The 17,231-nt window shown below is 73.3% G+C and carries 15 protein-coding genes; 11 read left to right on the top strand and 4 right to left on the bottom strand.

The features are described from left to right. The 6 genes from ACSC1Q_RS24360 (at position 1) to ACSC1Q_RS24335 (ending at position 6,526) form a co-directional block, all read left to right on the top strand. A complete protein-coding gene (locus ACSC1Q_RS24360; RefSeq protein ID WP_436761020.1) occupies positions 1-1,035 on the top strand; it encodes a glycosyltransferase family 4 protein in 1,035 nt (344 codons plus the stop codon). A gap of 189 nt (positions 1,036-1,224) precedes the next feature. Further along, on the top strand, positions 1,225-2,364 hold the full coding sequence (locus ACSC1Q_RS24355) for a glycosyltransferase (RefSeq protein WP_436761019.1): 1,140 nt from the start codon (positions 1,225-1,227) through the stop codon (positions 2,362-2,364). Next, a complete protein-coding gene (locus ACSC1Q_RS24350; RefSeq protein WP_436761018.1) occupies positions 2,361-3,425 on the top strand; it encodes a glycosyltransferase in 1,065 nt (354 codons plus the stop codon). The genes ACSC1Q_RS24355 and ACSC1Q_RS24350 overlap by 4 nt, the downstream gene beginning before the upstream one ends. Before the next feature lie 150 nt (positions 3,426-3,575). Further along, positions 3,576-5,060: a glycoside hydrolase family 130 protein gene (locus ACSC1Q_RS24345; RefSeq protein WP_436761017.1), complete on the top strand. Its 1,485-nt coding sequence runs from the start codon at positions 3,576-3,578 to the stop codon at positions 5,058-5,060. Between the two features lie 79 nt (positions 5,061-5,139). Next, positions 5,140-5,697, top strand: a complete 558-nt coding sequence (locus ACSC1Q_RS24340; protein ID WP_436761016.1) for a helix-turn-helix domain-containing protein — start codon at positions 5,140-5,142, stop codon at positions 5,695-5,697. Next, positions 5,690-6,526, top strand: coding sequence for an SRPBCC family protein (locus ACSC1Q_RS24335; protein ID WP_436761015.1), 837 nt, complete (start codon positions 5,690-5,692; stop codon positions 6,524-6,526). Before ACSC1Q_RS24340 ends, ACSC1Q_RS24335 begins: the two co-directional genes overlap by 8 nt. A 124-nt stretch (positions 6,527-6,650) precedes the next feature. Here the strand turns inward: ACSC1Q_RS24335 and ACSC1Q_RS24330 are convergent, their stop codons facing one another. Genes ACSC1Q_RS24330 through ACSC1Q_RS24320 form a run of 3 tightly spaced genes read right to left on the bottom strand, consistent with a single transcriptional unit; the run spans position 6,651 to position 8,406 of the window. Further along, positions 6,651-6,995: a hypothetical protein gene (locus ACSC1Q_RS24330; protein WP_436761014.1), complete on the bottom strand. Its 345-nt coding sequence runs from the start codon at positions 6,993-6,995 to the stop codon at positions 6,651-6,653. Positions 6,996-7,016: 21 nt separating this feature from the next. Then, a complete protein-coding gene (locus tag ACSC1Q_RS24325) occupies positions 7,017-7,268 on the bottom strand; it encodes a VOC family protein (RefSeq protein WP_436761013.1) in 252 nt (83 codons plus the stop codon). A 34-nt stretch (positions 7,269-7,302) separates the two neighbouring features. Then, positions 7,303-8,406 carry a M12 family metallopeptidase gene (locus ACSC1Q_RS24320; RefSeq protein ID WP_436761012.1) on the bottom strand — a complete coding sequence of 368 codons (1,104 nt, stop codon included), beginning with the start codon at positions 8,404-8,406 and terminating at the stop codon, positions 7,303-7,305. Between the two features lie 124 nt (positions 8,407-8,530). Between ACSC1Q_RS24320 and ACSC1Q_RS24315 the strand changes: the two genes are divergently transcribed. Further along, entirely contained in the window at positions 8,531-10,867 is a 2,337-nt protein-coding gene (locus ACSC1Q_RS24315) for a helix-turn-helix transcriptional regulator (RefSeq protein WP_436761011.1), read from the top strand. Between the two features lie 168 nt (positions 10,868-11,035). On the opposite strand, the gene ACSC1Q_RS24310 is transcribed toward ACSC1Q_RS24315, so the two are convergent. Beyond that, a complete protein-coding gene (locus tag ACSC1Q_RS24310; RefSeq protein ID WP_436761010.1) occupies positions 11,036-13,690 on the bottom strand; it encodes a CHAT domain-containing protein in 2,655 nt (884 codons plus the stop codon). 193 nt (positions 13,691-13,883) lie between these two features. Here ACSC1Q_RS24310 and ACSC1Q_RS24305 point away from each other — a divergent pair, with 193 nt between their 5' ends. From ACSC1Q_RS24305 to ACSC1Q_RS24290, 4 genes are all read left to right on the top strand, one after another. After that, entirely contained in the window at positions 13,884-15,332 is a 1,449-nt protein-coding gene (locus ACSC1Q_RS24305) for a S8/S53 family peptidase (protein WP_436761009.1), read from the top strand. A gap of 66 nt (positions 15,333-15,398) precedes the next feature. Beyond that, positions 15,399-15,977 (top strand): RNA polymerase sigma factor, encoded by a 579-nt coding sequence (locus ACSC1Q_RS24300; RefSeq protein ID WP_436761008.1) that lies wholly within the window; start codon positions 15,399-15,401, stop codon positions 15,975-15,977. A gap of 14 nt (positions 15,978-15,991) precedes the next feature. Next, entirely contained in the window at positions 15,992-16,426 is a 435-nt protein-coding gene (locus ACSC1Q_RS24295) for a hypothetical protein (protein ID WP_436761007.1), read from the top strand. Between the two features lie 100 nt (positions 16,427-16,526). After that, complete coding sequence (locus ACSC1Q_RS24290; protein ID WP_436761006.1) at positions 16,527-17,117, top strand: hemerythrin domain-containing protein; 591 nt, start codon at positions 16,527-16,529, stop codon at positions 17,115-17,117. Positions 17,118-17,231 lie beyond the last annotated feature (114 nt).

Genomic DNA, 17,231 nt, shown 5'->3' with positions numbered 1-17,231 from the left:
TTGGCAGAGGGGTCAGGGGCGGCCCCTCTGAAGGTGGCCCTGCTGGGGCCGGTCGCCTGGCGTACGCCGCCGCGCCACTACGGGCCGTGGGAGCAGGTCACCAGCCTGCTCGCCGAGGGGCTGACCGCCAGGGGCGTCGACGTGACGCTCTTCGCCACCCTCGACTCGATCACCTCGGGGACGCTCGACGGGGTCTGCCCCACCGGGTACGCCGAGGATCCGTCCCTCGACGGGCGGGTCTGGGAGGCGATGCACGTCGCGCACGCGCTGGGCCGTTCCGCCGAGTTCGATCTCGTGCACAGCCACCTCGACTGGCTGCCGCTGGCCTTCGCGGGCCACTGCCGCGCCCCGCTGCTCACCACGGTCCACGGGTTCTCCGGGGCGGGGATCCTGCCCGCCTACGCCCGTGCCCGGTCGGCCTACGTCTCCATCTCCGACGCCGACCGCTCCCCCGAGCTCGACTACGTCGCCACGGTCCACCACGGCATCGACCTCGGGCTGCTGCCCTTCGACCCCGGCGGCGGCCGGGGGCTGGTCGTCTTCGGCCGGGTCCACCCCGACAAGGGGACCCACACGGCGATCGAGATCGCGCGGCGGGCCGGGCTGCCGCTGACCGTCTGCGGGATCGTCCAGGACCAGCGGTACTTCGAGGAGCTGGTCGCCCCGCACGTCGACGGCGAGCGGGTCAGGTTCCTCGGCTCGGTCGGCCCCGGACAGCGTGCCGAGATCCTCGGCGGGAGCGCGGCCCTGCTGCATCCCGTCGCGTTCGACGAGCCCTTCGGCCTGTCGGTGGTCGAGTCGATGGCCTGCGGCACCCCCGTGGTCGCCTACCGGCGCGGGTCGATGGCCGAGGTCGTGGACCCGGGCGTGACGGGCTTCCTGGTGGACACCGTCGAGGAGGCCGTCGCCGCAGTTTCCCGCGTCGGCGAGATCGACCGGGCGGGTTGCCGCGCCCAGGCCGAACACAGATTCGGCGTGGAAAGAATGGTGACCAATTATTTACGCATCTACCGCGACATAGTGGACCGAGCGTAATCCCCTGATACTGTCGGAGTGACGTAGCCCCCGCGGTCCTCTGCGGGGTCGCGGCAGCCGGGCCCCGACGAGGACGGCCCCCGGCGTCAGGCTTCAGCTCCATCCGTCACCACGCTGACCGATGGACGTCTTCACCGCGTGAAGTCCGCATCCGTGAGCCGGAGCGGCCGATGACCGGAAGGCTTGGCAGTGGCCTGTACATACGGATTTCTCAGCACCCACCCGCCCACACAGTGCGGGCTGGCGACCTTCAACTCCGCCCTGGCCACCCACCTCACCGGGGGTGGCGCCCGGGGCGGGATCGTCCGCGTCACCACGGACGCCGACGACGAGCGCCCCGCGCCCGGGGTCGTGCACACCTGGGCCCCCGGCGGGCACGAGAGCTGGAAGGCGGCGGCCTCCGCCCTGGAGCGGTTCGACGTCGCGGTGGTCCAGCACGAGTACGGCATCTACCCCGGCACGGACGGCCAGGACGTCCTGCCGCTGCTGCGGCACCTCATGGTGCCCAGCATCGTGGTCCTGCACACGGTGCTGACCCGGCCGACCCCCCGGCAGCGAAGGCTGCTGGAGCAGATCGTGGAGGTCGCGGGCGCGGTGGTCACCATGACCGGCACCGCCCGCGACCGGCTGCTCTCCGGCTATCACGTCGACGCGGGCAAGGTGTCCGTCATCCCGCACGGGGCCGCCGACCACATGCGCGTCCCGGCCCGGCGCCGCCTGCGGCCGCACCTGCTCACCTGGGGGCTGATCGGCCCCGGCAAGGGCATCGAGTGGGCGTTGCGCGCGCTCGCCCGGCTGGGGGACCTCTCTCCCTCGCCCACGTACACGATCGCGGGCAAGACCCATCCCAAGGTGCTCGAAAGCCACGGGGAGGCCTACCGCGACCGGCTGCGGCGGATGGGGGAGCGGCTCGGCGTGGCCGCCTCCGTGCGGTACGACCCGGTCTACCGCGACCAGGCCTCGCTGATCCGGCTGGTCCGCTCGGCCGACGTGGTCGTGCTGCCGTACGACTCGCACGAGCAGGTGACCTCCGGCGTCCTGATCGAGGCGGTGGCCGCCGGGGTGCCGGTCGTCGCCACGTCCTTCCCGCACGCCGTGGAGCTGCTCACCGGCGGGCCCGGCCTGCTCGTACCCCACGAGGACCCCGCGGCGCTCGCCTCGGCCGTGCGCCGGATCCTCACCGAGCCGGGCCTGGCCGAGGACCTCAGGAACCGTACCCGCGCCCTGGTCCCGACCCTGCTGTGGCCCGCCGTGGCGGCGCGCTACGAGGAACTCGCCCGGGGCCTGCTCACCGGACGCCCGGCGGCCGTGGCGGTGGCCCTGCCGTGACCCCCGCAACCCCCGCCCCCCACACGTCCCCCACGGCCGCCCCCGCCATCCCCGGCTTCGGGCACCTGGAGCGGCTGAGCGACGACACCGGCCTGTTCGAGCACGCCAGGCACGCCGTCGTCCGCCGCCAGCACGGCTACTGCACCGACGACGTCGCCCGCGGGCTCGTCGTCACCAGCCGCGAACCGGCGCCGGCCCCCGAGGTGCGGCGGCTCGCCGAGTGCTACCTGGCCTTCCTCACGCACGCGCAGGACGGCTCCGGCGCGTTCCACAACCGGCTCTCCCACGACCGGCGCTGGACCGACGAACCCGGTCTCGGCGACTGGTGGGGCCGGGCGCTGTGGGGCCTGGGCACCGCGGCGGCCCGCAACCCCGCCCCGTGGATCCGCGACGAGGCCCTGATCTCCTTCACCCTCGGCGCCACCAGGCGGTCCACGCACCCGCGCGCCATGGTGTTCGCCGGGCTCGGCGCGGCGGAGGTCCTGCGCGTCCTGCCGGACAACGCCCCGGCCGCGGCCCTGCTCGCGGACGCCGCCCTCGCGGTCGGCGTCCCCCCCGCCGATCCCGGCTGGCCGTGGCCGCAGCCCGAGCTGACGTACGCCAACGCCGCCCTCGCCGAGGTGCTCGTCGCGGCGGGCCACCTCGGCGGCGACGGCGCGATGCTCGCCGACGGCCTGCGGATGCTGGCCTGGCTCCACGAGATCCAGACCAGGGACGGGCGGCTGTCGGTCGTGCCCGTCGCGGGCTGGCGGCGGCACGCGCCGCGGGACCGCTACGACCAGCAGCCGATCGAGGTCGCCGCGCTCGCCGACGCCTGCGCCACGGCGGGCGCCGTCACCGGCGACCCCTCCTGGCAGGCGGGGGTGTGGCGGGCCTCGGCCTGGTTCCAGGGCGCCAACGACCGGGGGGCGGCGATGTGGGACATGGCGACCGGCGGCGGCTACGACGGCCTGACCCTGTACGGGCCCAACCTGAACCAGGGCGCGGAGTCGACCCTCGCGCTCATCTCCACCCTGCAGCACGCCGAGCTCCTGGTGGGCGAGCGGAGTGAGGTCCTCTGAAGGCATCGTGCCCTGGTCACGGGACCGGAGGGATGATGTGATGGGTGTCATGACGGGATATGACGCGGCCCTCGAACGGCGTCGCGTCCCGACCGCGCTCCCCGGAGGACGCCGCGTCCCGGCCCCGCCGAGCCCCCCGGGCGAGGTGTCATGACCATCCGGGACCTGGCCACCCGGCTCGGCCAGACCCTCGCCCCCGACCCGCGAAGGGTGATCATCAAGCTGTTCGTGCCCGGTGAGGACGCCGCCCTGGCGCGCAGCCGGGCCGCCGCCCTGATCGACCGCATCACGCTTCTCGGCCACGACGAGACCGCCGCGCTCCTGGAGGAGACGCTGCGGGGGTTCGGCGACCGGCACCGCGACCTCGCGACGACCTTCCTGCACCACTACGACCTGGTCCGCTACCGGGTCCCGAGCCATGTCGACCTGCGACCGGCGGCCCGTCTGCTGGTCGGCGCCTACTTCAGCCACGAGTACGCGGTGGAGGGCGCCGCGCTGTGCAACCCCTCGATGGTCGCCCACCCCGACCAGTCCGGCCTGGGCCAGGGACAGCTGCGCGCGGTGATCAGCACGCGGCAGATCGGCGAGGGCCACCTGTCGTCCATCGGCTTCGCCACGGCGGTGCTCGGCCCCGGCGACGAGCTCGTCGTCGCCGACCGTTCGGGACCGCTGACCGCCGGTCCCCGGCACGCCGTCCCCCACCGGCGTGACCTGCTCGCCGCCGCCCTCGCCGACGAGGGCTGGGACAACGAGGTCTCCGCGACCGTGCTGGGCTCGCTGCCCGGGCTCTTCGACGACGACGACTTCGAGCGGGCGGTCGCCCGTCTCCCCGCCGACCTGCTCACCCGTACCACCACGCACGGCACCGTGGAGGAGCTGCGCCGGGCGACCACCGCCGACTACGCCGTGACCTTCCCCGCCGACGTCCCGATCGAGCGGCGGGTGCTCTGGCCCGCCACCTCCGCCGAGAGCAACGGGATGGAGGACGCCCGTTTCGTGAGGATCGTCGACGAGGACGGCACGCCTTCGTACCGCGCCACCTACACCGCCTACGACGGTCGGCACATCCGCTCACGCATGATCGCCAGCGACGACCTGCGCACCTTCGAGATCACCCCGCTGCGCGGGCCCGCCGCCACCAACAAGGGGATGGCGCTGTTCCCGCGTCCGGTGGGCGGGCGGCGGCTGGCGCTGTGCCGCTCCGACGGCGAGACCATCGGCCTGACCTCCCTCGGCGACGACAGCAGGTGGCGGCGCCCGGTGCCGCTCCACACCCCCCGCAGCGGCTGGGAGCTGATCCAGGTCGGCAACTGCGGATCCCCCCTGGAGACCGGGTCGGGCTGGCTCGTCCTGACCCACGGCGTCGGCCCGATGCGCCGCTACGCCATCGGCGCGCTGCTGCTCGACCTGGACGAGCCGCACCGCGTCGTCGCCGAGCTGCCGGGCACGCTCCTCACCCCGGGCGACACCGAGCGCGAGGGGTACGTGCCCAACGTCGTGTACTCCTGCGGCGGCCTGCTGCACGCGGGCGCCCTGTGGCTGCCGTACGGGGCGAGCGACGCCCGGATCGGATTCGCCCGCGTGACCCTCGACGTCCTTCTGGGGGCGATGCGGCCGCCCCCGGAGGGCCGGTGACCTCCGCTTGACAGGTCGCCGGGAGCTTTGGCGTTCCCCATTGACAAAATATAATTTTACGTACAAGGTTGATTTTGCGATGAGAGACGTCCTGTACCTGGAACAGATCGAGCAGGCGGAAGCCCTGCTCAAGCCGCAGCGCATCGAGGTGCTGCGGCAACTCGCCGAGCCGCGATCGTGCACCGAGGTGGCGGCCCTGCTCGACCAGACCCCGCAGCGGGTCTACTACCACGTCAAACGCCTGGTCGAGGCGGGCCTGGTGACCCAGGTGACCGAGCGCAGGGTGCGCGGCATCCACGAGGGCGTCTACCAGGCGAGCGCCCGTTCCTACTGGCTCTCACCCCGCCTCGTCGGCCGGATCGGCCTGCGCGCGACCCAGGACGAGCTGGGCCTGGGCTACCTGCTGGACCTCATGGAGGAGGTCCAGGCCGACATCGGCGCGCTCGACAGGACCGCGCCGGAGCTGCCGTCCGTCGGCGTGTCCGGCGAGATCCGCATGCCCCCCGAGCGCCGCCAGGAGTTCCTGAACGACCTCCAGGCGGCGCTGCAAGATCTTTTCACCCGTTACGGCGGCGCCGAAGGGGACGCCTTCAAGATCGCCGTCGCCTGCTACCCCAAGGGAGAACCCCGTGAGTGAGCCGATGACGCTGCGCGCGCGCGTGGCCGCACCGCTCAAGGCAGTCCACCACGCCCTGACCGACCCGGGCGAGCTACGCGTCTGGCTGGCCGAGCACGCCGAGGTCGACCTGCCGCACCGGTACGCGTTCTGGGGACGCCACACCCCCGACGGGGACGCTCCCCACCAGCGCCCGCTGCACGTCGACGACCGCACGCTGCGCCTCGCGTGGCTGCTCGACGGCGTGGAGACGACCGCCGAGATCAGCCTGGAGGAGGAGGGCTCCGAGTCGACCATCGTGTCGCTGGCGCAGACCCACTTCGACATGGAGGCCGCGATGAGCGGCGGCGGTGTCCTGGGGACGCTGCAGACGTTCTGGTGCCTGGCGATCGCGAACCTGGTCGACCACCTGGAGGGCCGCGAGCTCACGCCGAAGGCCGACTTCACCTCCCCGATCATGCGGGAGGAGCTCGTCGTCGGCGGCTCGCCGGAGGCGGTGTTCGACTCGCTCGTCGACTCGGAGAAGTTCAGCCGGTGGTTCGGCTACAAGATCGACATCGAGCCGTACGTCGGCGGGCGGTTCGCGATGGGCGGCTTCGAGGCCAACGACTCGCCCGCGAAGATCGTCGAGCTGGAGCCCGGCCGCAGCCTCTCCCTGGAGTGGCCGGGCCTCGGCTTCTGCAACTGGGAGCTGGAGGGTTCGGGCGGCGCGACCCGGCTCACCTTCGTGCAGAGCGGCTTCGACGAGAAGAACCCCCCGTACAGCGGGTGGATGGGCTGGCTCAGCGGCCTCGCCGAGCTGCGCCGCTTCCACGAGCTGAGCGACTGGCGCTCGATCTGGCTGACGTGAGCGCTCCAGGCTCGCCGGAACGGACGAAGGTGAGCGGCTGACCGCGCGGGGCGGGATCCGGCGAAATGCCGATCGCGCCCCTCAGTCACCCTTGGTCATTCTTGATCACACGGCCTCGTGAATGTCACGGGGTCCGGTGAGCGTCACGCGATTCCGTGGAGCTCGCCGCCCTCCTCATCTTCACGCTCATGATGTACGACCCCACCATGAAGGCCAAGGCGAGCACGTAGGAGGCCATACGCCACACGTCCTGCCAGCCCAGAACCCAGGGCAACCCCATCGCGACGGAGCCCAGCGCGGAGAACAGCATCATCCTCGCGTACGGCCTCATCGGCAGCGCCCGCTCCCTCTTGGAGTGCAGGGGAGAAAACCGGCCTGTCACCAGCACGTAAACGCTCTGTGCGAGCATCAGGAATCCGAACGCCAGAATAAGCCAGCCGATCACCGGAAAAATCGCGTCTCTGATCATCAGGATTGCCCCCAACCCCCGTCACCGATGGACGGAACCCGTTTTTCCGGCCGTCGGCCACCTGCCCCGCGATATGCGGGGAAAACCATTCATCCGAATGGTGGCGCGCGAATACAACCCGCCTTTCCCGTTCCGGAAGAACGAGCTGCGGAAACGCCGAGACAGCTGGCCGACACAGAACTCGTTCTCCTCGGGGTCGAGCATCGTCACCCCGTGGAAGCCGTCGCTGCCCTCCGGCGTCGTCACCCGCGCCAGGGTGGCGCCCAGCGCCATCGGCCGGGCGGCCTCGGTTCCCGGCGCCCGGCGCTCACCAGCACATGACGGCCGCCTGGCCGGGTCCCCAGCAGGAGTGGACACGCGCGCGGAGGACGTAGCGGCGACCCCTGAGCAGGTGGACGCGGAGGGACGCGTTGCGCGGGCGCCCGCCGTCGTCGTCGCCCGCCAGATAGCGGGGGTCGCCGCCGACCTCCTCGAACAGCACCAGCACCGTGTCGCACTCGCCGAAGACACCGACGGTGTAGTCACGGGTGGCGCGAGGCGTGATCACGAAGTCGCGCTGCTCCCCCGCCCCGGTGCCGAGCGGGGCGGAACGGAACGGCCGCAGCTCGGGCGTCGGCCCGGCGCCCGGGGGCGGGTACCAGCGGCGGGCGAACGCGGCGTCGGGCCCGGAGACGGTGCCCGGCGGCACGATCCCCGCCCGGTGGCACGACGGTTCCAGGATGAGCCCCGGGCCGAACCGGTAGCCCATGACCGACAGCGGATCCCACACGGGACCGTTCGCCTCGCTCTCGTCGAGCCTGCGGATGACGTTGTGGAACGTCCGCGACCTCGGCCAGAGGTTCGGCGGTCCCGCGAAGTCCTCGTAGACGGCCTCCTCGTCCCAGAGGATGCCCGAGTACGGGCTCTGGTGCTCGTGGACCATGCCGATGACGTGGCCGATCTGGTGCAGCACGGCGCCCCGGCCGGACGGCCCGGTGAGGTCCCAGCCGAAGTTCGCCGTGCGGGAGGCGGTCCCGACGCGGAGCGCGTCGCGTCCCACGGCCGACCACGATCCGGCGTCCCGCCGGAACCCGATCCGCACCTCCGCCTCGGTGCGGTCGGCGACCTCGGTGAACTCCAGCCCGATGCCGAGGTCCTTCCACTCCTGGAAGCCCCTGCGCACGGCGTCGCGCTGCCCGTCGTCGTGCTCCCCGTCCAGGAGGTCGTGCTCCTCGTCCAGGAAGCAGTAGTGCAGGACCGTGCCGTTCAGCCACGCCCGCCGGCCCGAGAGCAGGGCGGCGCGTCGCCTCCCCTCAAGCCCGTCCGGCGGCGCGTGGGCGGGGTGCGGCGGGAGCGAGCAGTGCCGGACGCGCTCGCCGTCGCCCGCCCTCATCGAGATCCCCGCGAGGTGGCGGCCCTCGTCCGCGGGCATGGTGAGGAGATCAAGGAAACCGTGTCCACATGCCACGAGAGTGAGGACGGAACGCCGGACGCGCATGAGTAGGGCCTACTCAATTCCACGTGTATCACGGGCGGGCGGCCCGGCTCATACCGCTGTGAGAAACCCAAGGTCCCCCTGGCCGTTCACGGCCAGGACTGAGGAACTCGATCGCGTACGACGGAACCTGGCGGCCGGTCGCCGGGGCGTCGTCGTGACCGGCGCGGCGGGAAGCGGCAGGAGCCGCCTGACCGCCGAGGCCATATCCGTTCTCGACGCCGTGACCGAGACCATGAACAGGCCTGTTACCGGGCCGGTGACCGAAGCCGTGACCGGGTCTGTGACAGGGCCGGCGCACGCGCGGGTCACGGGAACGCCGGACGCCCTGGACACCCCGCTCGCCGCCTTCGCCCATCTCCTCTCCCGCCCCACGCGCCGCGCGGGGCTTCCCGCCGGCCGGGATTCCGCGAGGCACCCCGTCTCCCCGTCCCTCACCGGATCCTCCCCGCACGCCGCGGGACTTCTCTGCCCGCCGGACCCGGTCGAGGCGCTGGACGGGGTACGCGTGCTCGTCGTGGACGACGCCCACCTCCTCGACGACTCCTCGGCCGCGCTCGTCCACCGCCTGGCGCTCAGGGGGCGTACCCGCCTGCTCGTCACGGTCAGGGAGGGCGTGCCCGTGCCGGAGGACGTCTCCAGGCTCTGGAAGGAGAACCTCCTGCCGCGCGTGGCACTGGCCCCCATGACGGAGAGCGAGTGTGGCGAACTGCTGTCACGGGCGGTGGGCGGCTACGTGGACACCCTCACCGTCCGGCGCCTGCACCGGGCGAGCCACGGTGACCTCCGCCTCCTGCGCGAGCTGGTCGTCGCCGTCCACGCCGGAGGGGACCTGAGCGACGTGTCGGGCACCTGGACCTGGCGGGGCACTCCCCCGATGACGGCACGCGTCAGGGAGCTGGTCGAGGACACGATCCGCGACGTCGGCAGGGAGGAACGGGAGGCGCTGGAGCTCATCGCGTCCGGCAGACCGCTGAGACTCATCATGTCCGGAGAACCCCAGGCACCCACCGCGCACGGCACACCCTCGGGACTCACATCGTCCGGCACACCTTCGGGGCCCACCGCGCACGGCACCTCTTTGGAACGCGCCAAGTCCGGTGAACCATCGGACCGGGGCGCCCCGGACGAGGACACCTCGGACGCACCGGACGCACCGGACGCCGGGACGGCCTTCGGTGTCCTCGAACGCCTGCGGACGAAGGGGCTGGTCATCGTGGACGACCGGCTCTCGATCCGGCTCGCCCACCCTCTGCACGGCCCGGTGCTCCGGGCCGCCGCGAAGCGGCCTGGGACGGGCGGCCCGCCCGGCGCGCCACGGCTCTCACGGGCATCGGCCACGGCCACGGCACTGGCGGACGAGTGCGAGGAGCTGGCCGACCGCGCGTACACGGGACTGCTCTCGGGGATACCGCGCGGCACCGGCGAGCGGATGGCGGAGGACGACACCGGCTGGGACGAGCCCGCGATGCCGGAGTTCTGCGCCCGGCGCGCCCGGGTCGCCCGGCTTCGCGGGGAGACCCGTGAGGCCGTCGCCTGGAGCCGCGAGGGGCTGCGGCGCTCCCCCCACCACCGCGCCTGCCTGGCCGAGCTCGCGCACGCCTCCGCCTATCTCGGCGACCTGACGACGGCGCGGCAGGCCCTGTCACGCGGTCCGGCCCTCGACGGGGACCCGCGCGCCCATGTACGACCCCGCCCCTCAATGTCCCCGGCAGCCCTGACATCCTCGACGTCCTCCACGCCATCGGAATCCGCGGGGGACGCGCGGTCGCGGGAGCTCGCCGCGGAGCGGGCACGGACCTGGACGCTCGCCGCCGAGGGAGACCTCGACGGGGCCCTGCGCTCCGCGCTGCGCGCCGCCGGGGACGACCCGCTCGACGACGACCTGTTCGCCCTGCACGACGTGGTGCGGCTCGGGACCCCCGAGCTGGTCGTCGAGCGGCTCGGGGAGCTGGCCGACCGCGCGGAGGGAGACCTCGCCCCCCTGCTGGCGCGGCACGCCCGAGCGCTGGCCGGGCGCGACGGTGAGGCGCTGGACAAGGTGGCGCGGGGTCTCGCCGACCTCGGCCTGATGCTGCACGCGGCGGAGGCGTTCGCGCACGCGGCCCTCGTCCACGAGGACCGGCGCGCCTCGCAGTCCTCCAGGAACAGGGCCTCGGCGCTCGCGGGCGCCTGCCAGGGGGCGCGCAGCTCCGCCCTGGTCAACCTCGCGCTGCCGAGACTCACCGCACGCCAGCGGCAGATCGTCAGCCTGGCCGCGGCGGGCCTGACCAACCGGCAGATCGCCGAGCAGCTCACCGTGTCGATCCGTACGGTGGCCAACCACCTGTGCGACGCCTACGCGCGGCTCGGCAGCAGCGACCGCGCCGGCCTGGGAAGGCTCTTCACCGTCGGCTGACGCGACGGGCCGGCCTGGCACACGGACGGCCCGACCGGCCGGGAACCGGATTCCCGCCCGACCGGAAAGGCTCCGCCCGGCCGAGTACCGGACCGCACCCGGCCGAAAGACTCCATCCGGCCAGGAACACCGGCCCGCACCCGACCAGGAAGGCCCCGGCCGGAGATGTCAGGCTCCGCCGATGGCGGAGAAGGACCAGCCGGTCGCCCGGTCGAGGGCGTCGCCGGGCATCGCCAGCCTGGCGTCGCGCAGGGCCTCGGCCATGCTCAGGCCGCGCCGCAGCCCCTCGTGCAGGGCGAGCATCAGCGGCACCACCGCCTCGTCGTCGACGGGCACCGAACTCGCCACGATCCCGGCCGTGCCCAGCGGCAGCAGCGCCGCGGCGAGGCCGAGCAGCTCGTTCGCGCCGACCGGCTGCAGCCTGCCGGAGTCGCAGCTGGACAGGACGATCCGGTACGGGGCGCTGTGCAGCCGTTCGAAGTCGTGCACCGTGAGCGGGCCGTCGTCCATCCTCAGGGAGGAGAACATCGGGCTGTCGGAGCGGAAGGTGCCGTGCGCGGCGATGTGGGCGAGCCTGCTGCCGTCGAGCGCCGCGAGCACGGCCGGGGCGACCGCGGTGCCGGACCCCAGCACGGTCGCCTCCCCGTACCGCGCGGCCAGCAGCGGGACCTCGGCGCCGCCCGTCGCCAGCCCCGGCCCCCTGACCAGCACGACCCGCTCGTCCGACGGCGACGGCTCGATCCGCCGGGCGCGGAGCCAGGCGCTGGCGGACGGCGACACGCTCAGCACCCGCTCGCCCAGCACCGGCAGCAGCGCCCAGGGAACGCCGTGCAGCCTGCCCGGCGGTACGACGACCACGGGGCCGTCCCCGAGGTGGCGCACGGCGGGACCGAGCAGCGTCTCCTGGAGGCGGCGCCCGCCCGCTTCGAGGACGGGCAGCCGGCCCTCCGAGCCCCCGTACGCGATCCGTGCGAGGCCCGCGCGGGCGTGGTCGGCGTCGATCGCCGCGTCGGCCAGCCGTCCCGCGGCGAACCTGCGCACCCGGCCCCGGCCGCAGAGCAGGACGTGCAGGTCGCCGTCGACGGCGACGATCTCGATCAGCCACCCGTCGCCGAGCCCGTCGAGCAGGGGGCCCGCGTCGAAGCGGTGGCCGTCGAAGCCGCCCTCGCTGCGGGTGCGGAGCGTCCGGGCCCGGATCGCCCTCTCCAGCCGCCGCTGCTCGCGTTCCAGCGCGGGGACCGGCACGCCTCCCGGCCTCGCCGTGTCGACCCGGCTGCTGATCTCGCGGAAGGCCGTCACGTCGCGCAGCAGCTCGGGGTCGTCCGGGGGGCGGGTCGGCGGGACCGCGAGCGCGGTGGCCCGCCAGCGCTCGCTCCAGCCGAGGAACCGGCGGGGGCTCCCCCCTGCCAGGGTCGCCCGCTGCGCGAGCACGGCCAGCTCCGCCCCCTGCGCGCTGGCCCGCGCCCGCAGCTCGGAGGCGCCCAGCGTCATCCGGTGCTCGTCCAGCAGGTCGAGCCCCCGGCGGCAGGCGTCCAGCACGCCGCGCGTGCGTCCCGCCGCGGCCGCCCTGAGCGCCTGCGCCACCCAGCCGTCCACGCGGGCGAACGCGGGCCCGCGTCCCCTGGTCCTGGCCGCGGCGGCGAGGTGGCGTTCCGCGTCGGCCTCCCAGCCGAGGGCGAGGGCGGTGCGCCCGGCGAGCAGCGAGGCCTGGACCGCCTCGGGGGAGCGCAGCTCCGCCAGCCGTACCGCGACCTCGGCGGCGTCGCGCACCGAGCGGCCGGAGACCCTTCCCGCCGCGAACCTGGCCTGGACCAGCACCAGCCGGGCGTGGGCCTGCCACCAGTCGCGGCGCTGGCTGGAGAACAGCCGGATGGCCGTGCTCGCGCGGGCGATCGCCGCGTCCGGCTCACCCGCCGCGATCGCGGCCCGCGCGGCGATCAGGAGGAGTTCGGCGCTGCGGGTCGTCTGCCCTCCCATGCGGTTCAGCTGTTCCGTGGCGGCGTCGGCCTCCTCCAGCGCCTCGCGCGCCAGCCCGGCCGCCAGGAGCACCCCGCACCGCCGGATGTGCAGCACGAACATGGGCGTGCCGAGGGCCTCGTAGCGGCCCGCGGCCTCGTCGAAGAGGCGCAGCGCCGCGGGGAGGTCTCCGGACCTGAACGCCGCCAGCCCCCGGCTCTCCACGGCGTCGGCCTTGTCGTGCTCCTGGTCGGTGGTCTCCCACAGCTGTTCGGCGGCGACGAAGTCGGCCTCGGCCCGCTCGACGGACCCCATGGCCAGGTGGACGGTCGCCCTGAGCGTGAGCGCGCGCGCGGTCCAGATCGTGTCCTGGGCGCGGCGCAGGGTGGGGATGGCCCGCCGCAGGTCGTCGAGCGCCTCGCGGTGCCCGCCGAGGACCCACCAGGCGTAGCCCCGGCGGAACAGCACGCGGGCGCCGGTGACCCCGCCGCCCCTCTCGACGGCCGCCTCCAGCGCCGCCATCCCCTGTCTCGTACGGCCCGCGTGGATGAGGGCCGCGCCCAGGGTGGCCAGCACGTCGGCCTCGCGGTTCGGGGAACCGGACCTGGCGGCGAGGGCTCTGGCCTGCCTGAGGTGGCCGATCGCCACCATGAGGTCGCCGAAGTCGCGGTGCCAGATGCCGATCACCTGGTGGGCGACGGAGGCGTCGTGCGGGGAGGGAGCGCCCGGCGACCCCGGCGACCCCGGCGACCCCGACAACACGGCCCGGGCTCCGGCCAGCGCGTCCGCCGGGCGGGCGAACACCAGGGGCAGCAGGGAGAGCGGGTCTCCCGTGGGCGGCGGGATCCGCGAGCTTCCCCCGGTCACGGATCGATGTTAGACGTGGTGTGTTCAGGGCGTCCATGCCGTGGAGCCCTCCGAGGGCGCCCCCGTCCGGCTCCGGCCTCCCGTTCTCGCCACGGGATCCGCCCGGGGGGGTGTATCAGTGAGGCGTCGAGCGACTCCTAACCCGTGGCGACGTCAGGACATCTCTGAGACGAGGATGGCGAATATGCCTGATATGGCACCAGACAGGTTCCAGGAACAGTTCGACCAGATCCAGGACGCCATGGGGGACGATGTCGTGCTCGCGGCGGGTTTCCATGGCCCGGAGCGCATGTTCCTCTACCAGAAGGGCTACGTCCTCGCCCGCGCGGAGGACGCCGACGAGGTCGCCGCGGTGGTCAGGGACGCGTTCGTCCGGGATCGCGGCGACGACTACCAGGCCGAGAACGTGCGGGTGGAGCGGGACGAGGCCCCCGGCGGCGTGCTCAGGATCCGGGTCGGCGAGCCGGACAGGAGGGAGCGCTCCGGCGACAAGGACGTGTCGGACGCGTTGAAGGCCGTCGAGGGCCTGGAGCGTGACAACAGCCGTCGCATGGTGTCCAGGAACCACATCGTGTCCATCGCGGTGAACTGCTGCCCCGGAGACGAGCCGGTCCCGGTGTCCCGGTGCGAGCCGCCCAACCCGTCGGTGGCCGAGTTCTCCGGCGAGCCGGACGTGCCGGTGTCCGTCCTCGTGGTCGACACCGGGCTGGTGGAGAACTACAAGTCGCACCCGTGGATGCACCGCGTCGAGGGCGACGGCAAGGAGGTCGAGCTCGACAAGGAGGGCATCCTCCAGCAGTACGTCGGGCACGGCACCTTCATCGCCGGGCTGGTCAGCGTCGTCGCGCCCGGCACCGACGTCACGGTGCACGGGACGCTCGTCAACGCGGGCGCCATCTGCGAGAAGGACCTGGGCGACAGGCTGCTCGGCGGGATGCTGCCGGTGGGCAGGTGGCCCGACATCATCAGCCTGTCCGCGGGGACGCCGAGCACGTCCGAGGAGACGCTCCTGGGGCTCGAAAGCTTCATGGACGCGTTGAAGGGCCACCCCGAGACGCTGCTCGTGGCGGCCGCGGGCAACAACGGCAACGACGTGAGGTTCTGGCCCGCGGCGTACGCCGACCACCCCGACTACGCCGGTGTCGTCGTGTCGGTGGGGGCGCTGAGGAGGGACGGCGCGGACCGCGCCTGCTTCAGCAACCACGGGCCGTGGGTGACGACGTACGCGCCCGGTGAGCGCCTGGTCAACGCCTTCACCGCGGTGGACCCCACCCCCGCGTCGTACGACTACCAGCACTCCACCTTCTCCAAGTGCCGGTACGACCAGCACTACGACTGCACCTGCCAGTTCCCTCCGCACCGGGGCGAGCTCACCGAGAAGATGAAGGCGTCGCCGACCGCCGTCCGCGAGCGCGTCGTGTTCGACGGCCTGGCGGAGTGGAGCGGCACCTCCTTCTCCACGCCGCTGGTGGTCGGCATGATCGCCAACTACATGATGCGCAACAAGGGGACCGGTTCCCGGGACGCCGCCAGAAGGCTGCTGAACGAGACCTCCGTCGGCATCCAGCGCGTCCCCGCCCCGGCCCTCATCCCCTCCACCTGGACTCCGGCGAGCGTGCAAAGTGTTCCGGCCGCGCCCTGAAAACCACTGCGGGCGGATCGGCCCTCCGGCGTACGATGACAGTCCCGAAAGCAAGGGGACGTCACCGTGGACCGAGACTCGATCGGCATCCTCTTCCGCGCCGCGGTGGACGGGGACGACGCAGCGGCGTGGAAATCCCTGGTGGAAGGTCTCAGCCCCCTCGTGTGGTCCGTCGTGCGCGCCCACGGGCTGAGGGACGCGGACGCGCAGGAGGTCTACCAGACGACCTGGTTCCGGCTCGCACAGAACCTCACGCGGATCCGCGAGCCGGACAAGGTCGGCGCGTGGCTGGCCAGCACGGCGCGAAACGAGTGCATCAAGGTGATCAGGGCCGCCCGGCGGGTCTCGCCGAGCGGCGACCCGGAGGTGTTCGACCGGGCCGCCGACGACCGCACCCCGGAGCAGGCGGTGCTCGACTCCGAGGACGCCGCGAGGGAGCGGGAGCGGGCGCGGGCGACCTGGCAGGCCTTCCAGGAGCTCGGTGAGAGCTGCCAGCGGCTGCTGCGCCTGCTCACGGCGTCACCGCCGTTCAGCTACCAGGAGGTGTCGGCGACGCTCGGCATCGCCGTCGGGAGCATCGGGCCGATCAGGCAGCGCTGCCTGCGACGGCTGCGCGTCCTCCTGGGCAGGCGGGGGTTCCAATGAGCGCGGGGTCCCCGATGAGCGACGACGAGCTGGAGGCGGAGCTGCGCCGCGCCGTCGAGCTGTTCGATCCCGTCCCCTCGCATCTCATGCAGGTCGCGGTCGAGGCGTACACGCTGCGCACCCTCGACGCGGAGCTGGCCGAGCTGGTCTTCGACTCCCTGAGCGGGTCCTCGCGGGTGCGGGGTGAGAGGCAGCCGCGCGTGCTGACCTTCCAGGGCGCGGGGCTCACCGTCGACCTGGAGGTCACCGTGAGCGCCACCGGCGGGCGGGTGGTGGGCCAGCTGATACCACCGCGCCCGGTGGAGGTCGAGGTCCTGGGGGGCCGTCCGGTCACGCTGACGGCCGACGACCTGGGCAGGTTCATCCACGACGACGTTCCCGCCGGGCCGTTCAGCCTCCGCTGCCGCCTCGGGGACGCGACGGTCGTCACCGAGTGGATCACCGTCTGACGGCGGCGCGCCCGGGCCTCGGGTTCGGGGTCCCCACGACGGGTCTCGGGTTTCGGTGCCCAGGTGGGGGTACCCGAACCTGTAGACGACAGGGGGACCCATGAGTGACCGCCAGACCGTGCCCGAGTTGATGGGTGAGAACGACGTCGTGGATCTGCTGGTGCGCCAGCACGCGATGATCAGGGATCTGTTCGACGAGGTCGAGGAATCCCTCACCGGGTCGCGGCGGGCCGATGCCTTCGAGCGCCTCGTACGGATGCTGGCGGTGCACGAGACCGCCGAGGAGGAGGTCGTGCACCCCTACGCGCGCCTCAAGATCGAGGACGGGGACGAGGTGGTCGACGACCGCCTCGCGGAGGAGAGGGAGGTGAAGCAGATGCTCGCCGACCTGGAGAAGCTGGGCACCGACCATCCCGGCTTCTCCGGACACCTCCAGATGCTGCGGGCGGCGGTGCTGGCCCACACCCGCGCCGAGGAGCGCTACGAGTTCGCCCAGTTGCGAGCCCGGACGAGCGTGGCCGAGCGCCGGGCGATGGCGGCCGGGGTGAAGGCGGCCGAGGCGCTGGCCCCGACCCACCCGCACCCGGGTACGGAGTCGGTGGTCATGAACCTGCTGTTCGGGCCGTCCCTGGCGATCGTGGACCGGACGCGCGACGTGATCCGCCAGGCCATGCGGGGGCAGGTCGGCTGACCGTGCGGGGGCGGGTCGGCTGAGGTACGCGTCTCCCCCGCCGCTCTCACCGTGACGGCCGGTCAGGGGGCGGCGGCCGGGGGCGGGATCGGGGGTGAGGCCGGAGCGAGGTCC

The organism is Streptosporangium heterodermiicola (assembly GCF_051390675.1).
In the GTDB taxonomy this organism is placed as follows: domain Bacteria; phylum Actinomycetota; class Actinomycetes; order Streptosporangiales; family Streptosporangiaceae; genus Streptosporangium.
Note: the sequence above shows the minus strand (reverse complement) of the source record. Positions and strands in the feature narration are given on the sequence as shown.